Origin of the sequence: Aquirufa lenticrescens (assembly GCF_019916085.1) — a bacterium.
Lineage (GTDB): Bacteria > Bacteroidota > Bacteroidia > Cytophagales > Spirosomataceae > Aquirufa > Aquirufa lenticrescens.
This window is the reverse complement of record NZ_CP049834.1, coordinates 1,022,614-1,035,278: the sequence shown is the minus strand read 5'-3', so window position 1 is coordinate 1,035,278 and position 12,665 is coordinate 1,022,614. Positions and strand designations below refer to the sequence as shown.

General features: G+C 44.3%; 9 protein-coding genes. 6 read left to right on the top strand and 3 right to left on the bottom strand.

What is annotated here, in order from left to right; genetic code table 11:
• Genes G9X62_RS04800 through rbsK form a run of 3 tightly spaced genes read right to left on the bottom strand, consistent with a single transcriptional unit; the run spans position 1 to position 3,349 of the window.
• On the bottom strand, positions 1-1,536 hold the full coding sequence (locus G9X62_RS04800; RefSeq protein ID WP_223131638.1) for an ADP-ribosylglycohydrolase family protein: 1,536 nt from the start codon (positions 1,534-1,536) through the stop codon (positions 1-3).
• Positions 1,533-2,456 (bottom strand): nucleoside hydrolase, encoded by a 924-nt coding sequence (locus G9X62_RS04795; RefSeq protein WP_223131637.1) that lies wholly within the window; start codon positions 2,454-2,456, stop codon positions 1,533-1,535. The genes G9X62_RS04800 and G9X62_RS04795 overlap by 4 nt, the downstream gene beginning before the upstream one ends.
• On the bottom strand, positions 2,453-3,349 hold the full coding sequence (rbsK, locus tag G9X62_RS04790) for a ribokinase (RefSeq protein ID WP_223131636.1): 897 nt from the start codon (positions 3,347-3,349) through the stop codon (positions 2,453-2,455). Before rbsK ends, G9X62_RS04795 begins: the two co-directional genes overlap by 4 nt.
• Before the next feature lie 74 nt (positions 3,350-3,423).
• Here rbsK and G9X62_RS04785 point away from each other — a divergent pair, with 74 nt between their 5' ends.
• From G9X62_RS04785 to G9X62_RS04760, 6 genes are all read left to right on the top strand, one after another.
• On the top strand, positions 3,424-3,801 hold the full coding sequence (locus tag G9X62_RS04785; RefSeq protein ID WP_223131635.1) for a hypothetical protein: 378 nt from the start codon (positions 3,424-3,426) through the stop codon (positions 3,799-3,801).
• A gap of 66 nt (positions 3,802-3,867) precedes the next feature.
• The gene (locus G9X62_RS04780) at positions 3,868-6,183 is read left to right on the top strand and encodes a TonB-dependent receptor domain-containing protein (RefSeq protein WP_223131634.1); all 2,316 of its coding nucleotides are present in this window, start codon (positions 3,868-3,870) and stop codon (positions 6,181-6,183) included.
• Positions 6,180-7,313 (top strand): hypothetical protein, encoded by a 1,134-nt coding sequence (locus G9X62_RS04775; protein ID WP_223131633.1) that lies wholly within the window; start codon positions 6,180-6,182, stop codon positions 7,311-7,313. Before G9X62_RS04780 ends, G9X62_RS04775 begins: the two co-directional genes overlap by 4 nt.
• Before the next feature lie 4 nt (positions 7,314-7,317).
• Complete coding sequence (locus G9X62_RS04770; RefSeq protein WP_223131632.1) at positions 7,318-8,151, top strand: DJ-1/PfpI family protein; 834 nt, start codon at positions 7,318-7,320, stop codon at positions 8,149-8,151.
• 63 nt (positions 8,152-8,214) lie between these two features.
• A complete protein-coding gene (locus G9X62_RS04765; protein ID WP_223131631.1) occupies positions 8,215-10,140 on the top strand; it encodes an FG-GAP-like repeat-containing protein in 1,926 nt (641 codons plus the stop codon).
• 37 nt (positions 10,141-10,177) lie between these two features.
• Positions 10,178-12,655: a TonB-dependent receptor gene (locus G9X62_RS04760; RefSeq protein WP_223131630.1), complete on the top strand. Its 2,478-nt coding sequence runs from the start codon at positions 10,178-10,180 to the stop codon at positions 12,653-12,655.
• The last annotated feature ends 10 nt before the right edge of the window (positions 12,656-12,665 follow it).

The window sequence follows — 12,665 nt, the reverse complement described above, 5'->3', positions numbered from 1 at the left end:
TTATTTTAGGTTACCTAAACGGTAATATTTATCATTAGTAGCCATAAATGGCTTTTCTGCATAGACGATGGCATCAAATAATTTGCAGTCGTAGCCGGCCACTTTGTTTAACACTTTCAGCTTCACGTGGTGTTTTCCGGTCGCTAATTTATATTTCCAGGTGATCTCGTGGCGTCGCGTTGTGAATGCCACTGGAAGTTTTACTTTTTCAAAAAGCTTGCCATCTAAATAGACTTCCAAGTCAAAAGTTCCAGGATCTAATGAGGCCCATTTCGCTGTTTCGCCGCGCACCACGAAGCCATTTCCTTCGAAATCTAAGTCATATTCATCGGTCAAATTTTTTCCGATGTTGATCTTTTCGGTAGGGAATGAATGATCGAAGCTTTGTTCGAAAGCTACTGCTTTAGGGGCAGTGTAAGGGATGTTTACTGCGTTTTCGGAAACAGTTCCACCGTTGTTTTTGATGTTTTGCAAAGCGTGTTTGAAACCGATTTCATAGACGTCATTCAGAGAAGTGGACGTGTATTTGAAGTCGATGTCTTCCGCCTCTTTTAAGCCTAATTTCCAATAGGCTGGTATTTTATCGTAGCCAATCATGGCACCCAAAATGCCGCCCGCAGACGATGGATTGCAGTCTGCATCTTGTCCACAACGTGTGGAAATTTCTAGGGTTTTGGTGAAATCCCCGTTGCCGTACAATAATCCCATTACGACATAAGCTGAATTCACGGTCGCATCGATGTTAAACGGAGCGAAAACGCCGTCTGGACAACCGATGTCGTTCGCCCATTTGTTTTGGACTTCTAACCAGGTTTTTGTCCAGTCGTTCGGGTATTGTTTGTGCCATTTGATGACATCTGAGATGCATTTGTAATATTGGCTATTCGCTGGAATGGTTTTCAAAGCCTCGGAAACCACTTTGTTGATGTCGTTATTGATGAATGCCAACGTATAGCAGGCACCTAAATAAACCCCACCATAATAGCCATCGCCATAGTTCATGATGTGCCCGATTTTATCGGAGATTTTCGATGCCGCATTGGGCATGCCTGGCGACATCAAGCCAGCAAAGTCACATTCGATTTGGTAATCAATACAATCCGCATGGGGATTATTTTCCCAGTACCCAGACGCTGGAGGCATCATTCCGTTCAGAATATTGTAACGACCTGCCTGATTCGCGTGCCAAAGTGCATAACCCGCATTCGCATACGCCTTCGCGTGTGATTCGATAGGCGCATTCAATCCCTCTTTCTCGAATACTTCCACGAATGTCAAATCCATGTACAAATCATCGTACAATCCCGGATTATTAATCATCGTATTTTTTAGATAGCCATCATACCACGGAATCGGGTGGTAGGAATTGATCATTGTCCCGTTATAGCGAAACTCGACAGGTCCGCCAAAAGTCACGCCGATTGTTTGACCAGCCCAGCCCCCCTTGATTTTATCTTTCAAGACGGCTTTGCTCATCGAAATATTTTGCGCTTGTGCAGCTAATGTGATGAAACAGAAGAAAAGTAATTTTTTCATGGTTGTAGGTTTTGATACACATACTGGTGCATCAGTTTTTGGATGAATTCTGTGTGCTTAATACTGGTGCCTATCGTGGCATTGGCAGGCTTCGTTGGATCTAGTCTAGTAAAACCCTTATCATCCACGTAGACGTGCACTTTTTCGGTTGTAAATAATTCCGGATTCGTTTCCATTCCGATGGCTACCGGGTCAAAAAGGGTAGGGGTTTCTTGCCCCCACAAAACATAAAGCCCTTGCATCGCACTCGTCAATGGCGATTGACGCATCAATAATTTCAAGCGATTTTCAGCGGACAATTTGACCATCGCCGTCACATCCAATCCTGCATAAATGATATTCGCGCCAGATTGAACAAATGCCTTTGCGGAGGGAATATCGCAAGTCACATTCCATTCGGCATCTACTTTCGTACTGCCGTCATAACCGATTTTAAACGAACCAAACATCGCATAGATCGCTTTCGCTTTTTGCAATTCGGCTCCTAAGGGGGCCAAATTCGTCACCGGTCCCACCGAGAAAATAATGACTTCTCCTGGGTATTTTTTCAGTTGTGATCGAATAAAATCGGTGGCGCCTTGAGGTTTTTTTGTCAAACCAGAACCTTTCGCCCAATAAAACTGATCCGCGTACCAATTCGCGCGATCCGAACTTTTCGAGGTGTTTTTACCTACATAAACAGGGATGTGATTTTCTCCGGTAACAGCTAGAAATTTCTGCGCTAAAATGGCGCGATCTTCTGTGCGGCCATAGCAAGTCGTGATTCCTAAAATCTCATAACGATCCTGGAGCGTCAACAAATAACCCAAGGCATAGGCGTCGTCGATGTCATCACCGAGGTCACAATCGAAAATAACTTTCTGGCGGTTTTGGGCGGCCATTGAAAAACTGATAAGAAGTAGTAGGATCAGTTTTTTCATAGTTCATTTAGTCTAGGCATCGAAGCTTGTGCCCCTAATCGAGTAACAGATATGGAGGCTGCTTTGCAGGCAAAAGCGATCGCGTCTGGCCAGCTCATTCCTTCGGATAAACCCACGACAAGCGCTCCATTAAAGCAATCCCCCGCGGCGGTCGTATCTTGTGCCACGACTTTCGCGACTGGAATGTGTTGCGTTTCGTAGGCAGTTTTGTAGAGGGCGCCTTCGGCGCCCAAGGTAATAATCACATGATGAACTCCTTTATTAAGTAATATGTTCGCTGCTTTCTCCGCAGTTAGCAAATCCGTCACAGCAACTCCCGTCAGGATTTCTGCCTCCGTCTCATTAGGCGTGATGGCGTATAAATGCGGAAATAATTCGACGGGCAGTTCCGCTGCAGGTGCGGGATTTAATACGACCTTCAGGCCTTTTTTCGCGGCTTTCGCGGCTGCATATACCACCGTCTCTAGAGGAGTTTCTAATTGAATCAAGACAAAATCGCCCGCTTCGAAAATTTCCGAGGCCGCATCAATATCCGCAGGTAAAAGAGAGTTGTTCGCGCCTGTAGCCACAGTGATGCAGTTCTCTCCTTTGGCATCTACATTAATCAATGCTATACCAGAGGGAGCCAAAGGGTCTTGCGTCACAAATCGCGTGTGAATTCCCTCGTTCTTAAATTGTTGCAGTGCCGTCTCCCCAAATACATCCTTTCCCACCTTGCACACAAAATGAACCTCGCCACCCAGCCGAGCCGCAGCCACCGCCTGGTTCGCACCTTTGCCGCCTGGATTCATGAAGAAGTCCCCGCCTAAAACGGTTTCGCCCGGCGCCGGCAAATGAGCCGATTTGATCACCATATCCGTATTTGAACTGCCGATTATTGTGATTTTCGTCATTTTTACTCGTTTTTGTCGTATTTATTCCCTGTAAATTAATAATTATTTTTCAATTTCTGTCTTACCTTTGCGTCGTGAAACGCATCGTCGCTCTTTTATTGTTCCTAGCTATGCAGGTTCCCTTGATGAATCAATGGGGTGCCGTGGCCTACTACCGCATTAATCGCGACTACATTGCAGAAAACCTTTGTGTGAACCGCGATAAACCGATGTTGAACTGTAATGGTCAATGTTATTTAGCAAAAAAGCTAAAGGCTGCGGAAGAAAAAGAGCAGAAATCGAATTCGGAGCGTTTAGAAAAAATGCCAGAAGTGGTGTTGAGTTTTCAAGCCATTCAACCTGTCTTTACAGCGCGTTTCACCGCATCAGAACTCGTTGAAAATCATTTCACATCGACGGAATTCTTCCCTAATTCAGCTGCTAAAGGCTTTTTCCACCCTCCACAAGTCTAATTAATTTTCTTGACGCTTTACCCGTGGCTTGAAGTCATGGGCATTTCTCATTTTAATTAATTATACATGAAACAGCTATTCATAGCGGTGTTATTAGGTATAACATCACTGGCGCAAGCGCAAAAAATTAAAGTACTTAATTCGATTACAAACGAGCCTATCGTAGGCGCTAGCCTGAAAAAAGGCGATAAAACAATTTCCATTTCAAATGAAAGAGGGGAATTCCAAGTTAAAGAAAAGGGAGAATTCACGGTAACGGCTTTAGGTTTTAAAGCGACGAAAACGACTGGGGAAACAAGCCCTATTTTTCTAGAGGAATCTACTCAAACGTTAGAATCAGTCGTGGTTACTGCTTCTCGCCAAGCGGCGACGCGTGCGGAGACGCCCGTAGCTATTCATAAAATTGGATCTGCGTTGATTCAAGATACGAAGGCGCTTCAATTAACGGAGATTATCAATAAAGTTCCAGGTGTGGTGATGTTGGATTACCGAAATGAACAACACGGGATGGGTATTCGCCAGCCTTTTGGAACATCTGCTTATTTCTTGTACATGGAAGATGGGCTTCCATTGCGTCCTTTGGGGGTATTTAATCACAACGCCTTAATTGAATCGAATCTACAAGGATTGAATTCAGTGGAAGTAATTAAGGGCCCAGCGTCCTCCCTTTATGGGCCTGAGGCCGTGGGTGGAGCGATAAACTTGATCACGAAGACGGCACCAGGTATTCCGACGGCACAAGTGGGTTTACAAGTAGATGAGTGGGGCTACAACCGAGTGCAGTTTACTGCTGGGGCACAAATTGGTAAGAAATGGTCGATTATGACGGGCGGTTATGTAGCGCGCCAAAAAGGTTCTTGGGCCTCTAATTCCGATTTCGACAAGTCTTCGATAAACGTACGCTTAGATTATCAATTGACGCCTAAGACGAAACTTTGGGGCTCTTTTGCCTACAATGATTACTTCTCTCAGACAGGTGGAAACATCGACAGTACGGGCTATTATTCTCGTAGCTACAAAAGCCCGGCAGATTTCACTTACCGCTCATCGTTCTCGTCTCGTTCTCGTTTGACATTAGAGCACAAATGGTCGGATAATGCGAATTCTAGTTTGACTGCTTTTTATCGGGATAATGCCTTAGGCCAAAACCCATCCTATTCAATTTCTTGGACAAGTCCAGCGGTTACGGGTTCAGGACAAGTGAATCAAAACAGTTTCAAAAGCTTTGGCTTGATGGGGCAGCACTCGCAAAATTTTGAATTCCTGAACTCAAAATTAGTAGCTGGATTTTTGTTAGATCGCTCGCCTAATGATTATTGGGCTTACAAAATTAACTTAGCTGCGACGCTTTGCCCAGACAAGAAATCGGTGGAGAAATTCACGATCACCCAAGTCTTACCATCGACGTTCTTAGGCAATTATTCGGCGGTGATTTGGAATAAAGCGGCTTACGCGCAGTTTGACCTGCATCCAGTAGAGAAATTGCGTCTTTCTTTAGGCGGCCGTTTCGATCAAATGTCCTTTGACTATACGAACTTCATCGACAATTCGACGGGCACAAAAAGCTACGAACAATTCTCGCCTAAGTTAGGGGTCACGTATGAGGCTTCCTCCGCTCTAGGTTTCTATGGTAATTTCTCCAAAGGCTTCTCGCCACCTGCCCTTTCAGCTGTATTCCGCGCTAGACCAGCGGCACAAGCGGCAGCAACTGGGGAGAAATTCTATTTAAGCATTGACCCAGCTGTGTTTTCGAATTACGAAGTGGGAGGTTGGGCTTCACTTTGGAAAAATAAAGTCTTCTTTGATTACACATTCTATCGTTTAGAGGGTAATAATGAGCTTTTAGGAATCCGCCAACCGGATAACACGACGGATTATCAATCGGCGGGTAAGACTTTGCACGAGGGGATTGAGTACCAAATTACGATCCGACCGAACGATTCGTGGAACTTCCGCTTTGGAGGAACGAATGCAAAACATACGTTTGTGGATTTTGTGTTAAGTACGCGTGCATCAGACGCATTGAAAAATGTGAATGGAAAAGAGATGCCACAAGCGCCTAACTTCATTGCAAACTCAGAAGTAACGTACAAGTACAAAGGAGCGCGTATTGCCTTAGAATGGCAAAAAATTGGGCCTTGGTTCCAAGATCAAGTAAACAAAGTAAGCTTCGAAGGCGTATCTGTTTTCAATCTAAGAATGGGTTATAACTACAAAGCATATCAATTCTTCACTAACATCTTGAATCTAGGTGATGCTTTATATGCCACAACGGCGACTCGTGGAAATAACGCTACAGATAAATCAACCTATACGCCAGCGGCTCCTCGTACAGTGGTTGCCGGTGTACAAATCGACGTATTCCAACTATTCAAAAAATGAAAAAATTAATCCTTTTGCTCGTTTTCTTTGCGCAGATCTCTTTCGCGCAAACGGTGTCTAATCCTGGTAATCAGGCGTTAGACCCCTCTTTTGCACTGAAATCAAACGGCGATGTCGTTCTATCTTGGGTAGAGAAATCAGCCAATGGGGTTTTGTTCTTTCGAAAAGTCAATCAGGGGCCTGCTGAGCAGGTCCCTATTGATAAAAAAGCGTCAACTCATGCAGAGGGTATGCCTAAACTGGCCTATAAAGCGGATGGCACGTGTATCCTTTTGTATGAGATGAATCGCCCTACAGCAGCGTCTCGATTTAATGGAGATTTGCTATATGCAATGGAGGTGAATGGGGTTTGGCAAAAACCACAACACATTCACCAAGATACCGCGGCAGGACTGAGCCACTCGTTTGGGAAGATCATTTCTCTGCCGAATGGTCAGGTGGGTGCGTATTGGTTAGATGTGAAAGTAGGGCCAAAAGGCCGGACGCTCGTTACGGCTTCTACTGCGCCTGGTTTAGGTTTTGGGGACATGAAAATTCTCGACAAACAAACCTGCGAATGTTGCCGGATCGATGCCTTAGCTGATACAAAAGGAAATGTTGATGTGATTTACCGCGATCTGAACGACAAAGGAGAACGCGATATGGGGTACATTCATTCTAATGATTTTGGCAAAACCTATTCAGAATCAGTGCCCTTGTATGAAGATCACTGGAAAGTAAATGCGTGTCCTCACGCAGGACCGTCTTTAGTTCGTGGGTCAAAAGGCCTAGAAGCCGCTTGGTATACCGGCGCAGAGGGTTCTTCTGGCGTAAAATGGGCGTATCAAGGATCTAAAAAGATGATTCTCCATTTACCTGGTGATAAAATCAGGATGCCTCAGTTAGCCTCGAATCCGAAAGGTGAAACGGCACTCGTTTTCGCCGAAATCAAGCAAGATGGCGATCGTTATTACAAGCAAATTGGCTTCGTCGTAAAGGATTTGTCTGGAAAACTGACCAAATCCTATGTTTCAGACCCTGCCTTTGATTGCTCTTATCCAGCGATTATTTGGGGTGGAAAATCCTGGATCATTGCTTATGAGGCGGTTAAAGAGGAGGTAAATCAAGTGGTTCAAGTTATTTCAAAATAAACATATGAGAGTCTTAATCGTATTATTTCTATTCATTCATTCTTTTTTGTTACAGGCACAAAAGGATACGACAAAATTAAACGTTGCTATTTTCTTGTATCCAGGAGTAGAGCTGTTGGATTTTGCGGGTCCATTGGAAGTGCTTGCTAATGCAAAAGATATGCAGGTTTTTACCGTTGCAGCAGATACAGGGAAGCTTTATTCCATGCGTAAATCGCTTACTATACTTCCTGATTATAACTTCAAAACAGTTCCCAAAGTAGATATATTAGTCATTCCTGGTGCAGGCGAATCTTTAATGACGGCAGTCAATAAGCCCGAGAATATTGCTTGGATTAATTCAGTCTATGCTACGTCTAAAATGGCTATGTCGATTTGTACCGGTGCCGCTTTTTTTGCCAAAGCGGGAATCTTAGATGGAAAAAAAGCGACTACGCACTGGGGGGCGACTCATATGTTGCAGGAGTATGCTCCTAAATCTACTATTCTAGACAATGCTCGGTATGTATTGGATGGGAAGTTACTAACAACCGCAGGTGTTTCCGCAGGCCTGGATGGAGCCTTGTTTTTAGTCAATGAGTTGCGAGGTTCTGCAGAAGCGCAGAAAATTGCAAGAGCAATCGAATATGATAAATGGGATCCATCTGCCGGGTTTATTGTAGGGAAATCGATAGCTAAGGTCAGTCCAAAAACACATAAGGTCTTAGATCCTATTTGTAAAATGAAATTAACACCTGAAGATATTTTCATCACCAAAGTATATGGAAATCAATCAGTTTCTTTTTGCTCTGCACATTGCCAAGAAATGTATGAGGCAGACTTAAAATCAAAAAAGTAGTAATTGGCCGATTTTCTACCCATTTAAGTTATTTGTTCTAGGTCCGTTGCTATCTTTGATTTTATGAGGAAATCCGGATGGGTCTTTTTGGTTTTTTTTTGTGCATTTCACCTGAAAGCGCAGCAGATTTCCTTTGACCAAATCACCAATCTCCCCGTTTCCGGATTAAAAAATCCTTGGGCTGGCGGAATTAATTCGGTGCAATTTTTTCCCATTGACCTCGATGGCGGCGCCCGGGAAGACCTCGTCGTTTTCGATCGCAGTGCGCAACACTTGAAGACTTTTTTAAGAAACGCCTCCGGTAGTTTTACGTATTCCCCCGGCTATCAAAAACGTTTTCCACTCATCGAAAACTGGATGAACCTATTGGATTACGATGGGGATGGAGACAAAGATTTGTTTACCTCCACTCCGGGTGGGATTCAGGTATATCCGAACGTCGGTAATAATTTCCCTAAGTCAACGGGCACCCTCAAATCTACCGGCCTCAATGGCCTCATCAATATCTACGTCAGTGCGACGGATATTCCTGCCATTGCGGATATCGATGGGGATGGAGATTTAGATATTTTAGCTTTTGAATCTGCTGGGCATTTTATCACGTATTATGAGAATACGGGAGATTTGAAGTATGTCACCAAGTCTCTGAATTGGGGCAATTTCTTTTTAAACGATTGCCAGGATATTACGTTTGGGGTGGTTCCAGAATCTGTTTTAAGCACGCAATCCACTGCGGCAGTGCAACATGCCGGAAGTACGTTAGCCCTTTGGGATCCGGATAAAAATGGCATTTATGATCTGATTATAGGGCATGTAAACTGTTCTAGCTTTCTTTTGATGAAAAACGAGGGGACTCGTGCAAAACCTAAATTCCGTGCTGCCGATTATAATTTCCCGGCTGGGGCACCTCATACGGTTCCATCTCTTGCCAGCGGATCGCCCATCGATTTGGATGGCGATGGCTTTCTGGATTTGATCGCGTCGTCTCATTTGCCAGATTTGAATCCGGCTTTGGAAACGGCCTCTTATTACCGGTCTGAAAATGGCACTTTGGTGCTAAAAACCAAAGCCTTTTTACAAGAAGAAATGATCGACGTGGGAGATAATGCCTCGCCTGTGTTCTTTGATGTGGAGGGAGATGGCGACCTGGATTTATTGATTGGAAGTGGCAGTGTCACTTTTTATGAAAATGCGAATGGGACGTTAACGTTGAAAACCCGCGATTTTTTGCCTTTAGCCGGAGCTTCCTCGGTACAATTACAAGTAGTGAATGGTCGCCTGATGCTGTATTATATAAAGGGTTCAGCCGTGTTTTATCGTATCTATTCAGGTGGTCAGCTGGGTGAAGAAAAGCCATTGAATGTCGTGAGTCTTCGCGAAACGCCTCGTCTTTATGACATCGACCAGGATGGATCGCTGGAACTCGTGGTTTTGGATTATTTAGGTGGCACACGAGTGTATGATTGGTCGGATTTGGCCAAACCTTACCAGCGAATCGAAACCCTATTACGCGGCATTGCTTATGCAGATATCACGGGAGATGGCAATGCAGAGCAAATCACCATTGATGCTTCAGGTTATCTATATGTGTCCGGTTTAGGGCTGGAAGTGCAGCGTTTGCCTTTTCAGGTAGGCCAAAATGCCCAAATCACCACTGCTGATTTCAATCGTGACGGTAAAGTCGATATCGTAGTCGGACTTGCCTCTGGCGGAGTTCAATTGCTCCAAAATACCTCGGATATTTTAATTCCCTCGGAGGAATTGTATGTGTGGCCTAATCCTGCCACATCGCTCATTAATATTCGAGTGAAAAATATAGGAACATTGCACTGGTTTGATCTTTCAGGTCGCGTTTTAGGCGGTGCGATTTCGGTCGATGCAGGGGAAACCTTGCGCATTCCTGCGCCTCTTCCAGGGGCTGGGAATTATCTATTGAAATATGAATCCGTTAAAGGCTCTGTTACTCAAAAGGTGTTGATTCAGCCTTAATTTGAAACAATTCTTGCCATTTAGGCGTTTAGGAAAAATGAAACAGACACTACTATTACTTTTGTTTTCCTTTTCGGTTTTGGCCCAAAACAACGGCCGCATCTCCGGAAAAATCGTTGATCAATTAACGCAAAAGCCGATTGCTGGGGTTTCTGTGACGCTGGATGGTTCTACAAAAGGGGTAAATGCAGATGATAAAGGAACTTTCCGTTTAACAGGTTTGGCCCTAAAAACATACAACATTTCCTTCTCCGCAGTAGGCTATGAGAAATACACGGCCTTCAACGTGATCATCAATGCGGGAAATGAGAACTTCTTGAACATTGAATTATTGCCCTCAAACCAAGAATTAACGGAGGTGGTGGTCACTCAAAACCGCCGCACCGCGAAAGCCGCTACCCTTGAATCTCCACTCAGCGTTCAACGCTTAACAGCGGAGGAAATCAAGAGCAACCCAGGCGGAAACTTCGATGTCAGCAAAGTTATCCAAACCCTTCCCGGCGTAGGCGGAGGCCCACAGGGCGGAGGCTTCAGAAACGACATCATCATTCGCGGAGGAGGCCCGAACGAAAACGTCTATTACCTGGATGGAATTGAAATCCCTGTATTGAATCACTTCCAAACCCAAGGAAGCAGCGGCGGCCCACAAGGAATGCTAAACGTGTCTTTTATTGAGGATGTGAAACTAAGTTCTTCTGCCTTTGATGCCCGTTATGACAACGCCTTAAGTTCCGTATTCCAGTTCAAACAGCGCACGGGAAACCCAAACAAATTCCAAGGTAATGCGCGTCTAAGTGCGACTGAATTCGCTTTAACAACAGAGGGGCCACTTTCTAAATCAGGTAAAACAACGTTTTTAGCCTCTGTTCGCCGTTCGTATTTGCAATTCCTTTTTCAGGCTTTAGATATCCCTATTCGCCCAAATTTCTGGGACGGACAGTTTAAAATCACGAAACAAATCAACTCAACGACCACCTTATCATTGATGGGATTGGGGGCGATTGATGACTTCTCCTTTGGGACACTAAAGAAAGCCACACCAGAAAAATTATACATTTATAACTCAAACCCATTGATCAATCAATGGAATTATACGCTGGGAATGTCATTAAAGAAATTGCTGGATAATGGCTATGTGAATGTGGCGCTTTCTAGAAACGTCTTTGACAACAATTTCTTGCGTTATGAGGACAATTTAAAGAAAGATCCTTCAGAATTAAACTTTGATTATTCGTCTCGCGAGACGGAAAATAAGTTGCGCGTGGATGTGAACAAAAATACAAATGGCTGGAAGATCAATTATGGCCTTTCTGCGCAATTCGTGGAATATGCGAATAGTACCTACCAAGTTTTGAATAATACGATTCCAAACCCCGCCATACGTTTAGCTTATCCAACAACGACTATTTCTTACACGAGTCCCCTAAATTCGCTTTGGAAATACGGGGCGTTTGCGCAAGTTTCGAAGACCTTTTTTGACTCCAAATTAGGTCTAAGTGCCGGCCTGCGCACGGATATGAATAGCTTCACAACCACAGGTATGGATCCATTGGAAACGATCTCTCCCCGCGTATCTGCTAGTTACGTATTATCAGAAAAATGGACAGCCAATGCTTCCGTGGGTCGCTACTTTAAGTTAGCACCGTATACGATTTTGGGCTATGCTTCATCGGCATTCCCTTATCCGACCTATTCCAGTTTCGCTCCTGTTACACCCGTGTTGATGAATCAAGACGCGAAATATCAGCAAAGTGATCACTACGTTGCAGGACTAGAATACTTATACGACGAATCCTTGCGTTTCACAGCGGAAGCCTTCGTGAAGGAATATGCGAATGTGCCTATTTCAAATGCTAAGGCTATTTCATTGGCTAATTTGGGAGGGGACTTCAACATTCTAGGGAACGAAGATGTGACCACATCTGGTAAAGGTCGTGCCTACGGATTTGAGTTATTTGCTCAAAAGAAATTGACCGACAAGTCCTTCGGAATTTTGTCTTACACCTACTACCGCAGTATGTACAGCGGTTTTGATGGCAATTTAATCGCCTCCAGCTGGGATAACCAACACTTATTAAGTGTGACCTGGGGCTATAAATTCCCACGCAACTGGGAGTTAGGCCTTCGTTTCCGTTACCAAGGAGGCGCACCCTATACACCTTATGATGAAACTACGTCCAAGTCAAGTTACCTGACTTTAGGCCAAGGAACCTTTGATTATTCGCGTCTGAACACACAACGTCTACCGAACTTCCATTCGAGTGACGTCCGTATCGATAAGAAATACAATTTGAAGAAAACGACCATTGATTTGTTCCTAGACGTGACCAATTGGTACATCGCCGTGAATCCTGGAATTCCCACCTACACGTTTAAGCGTTTAGAGGATAATTCAGCCTTTGCGACGACGAATGGTTTACCTATTGCAAAAGACGGTAGCAACGCCATTCCTACCCAATTCTTAAATGACAAGGCGCAAGTAACGCCTACGATAGGATTTATTGTGGAGTTTTAAGGCAGTTTAG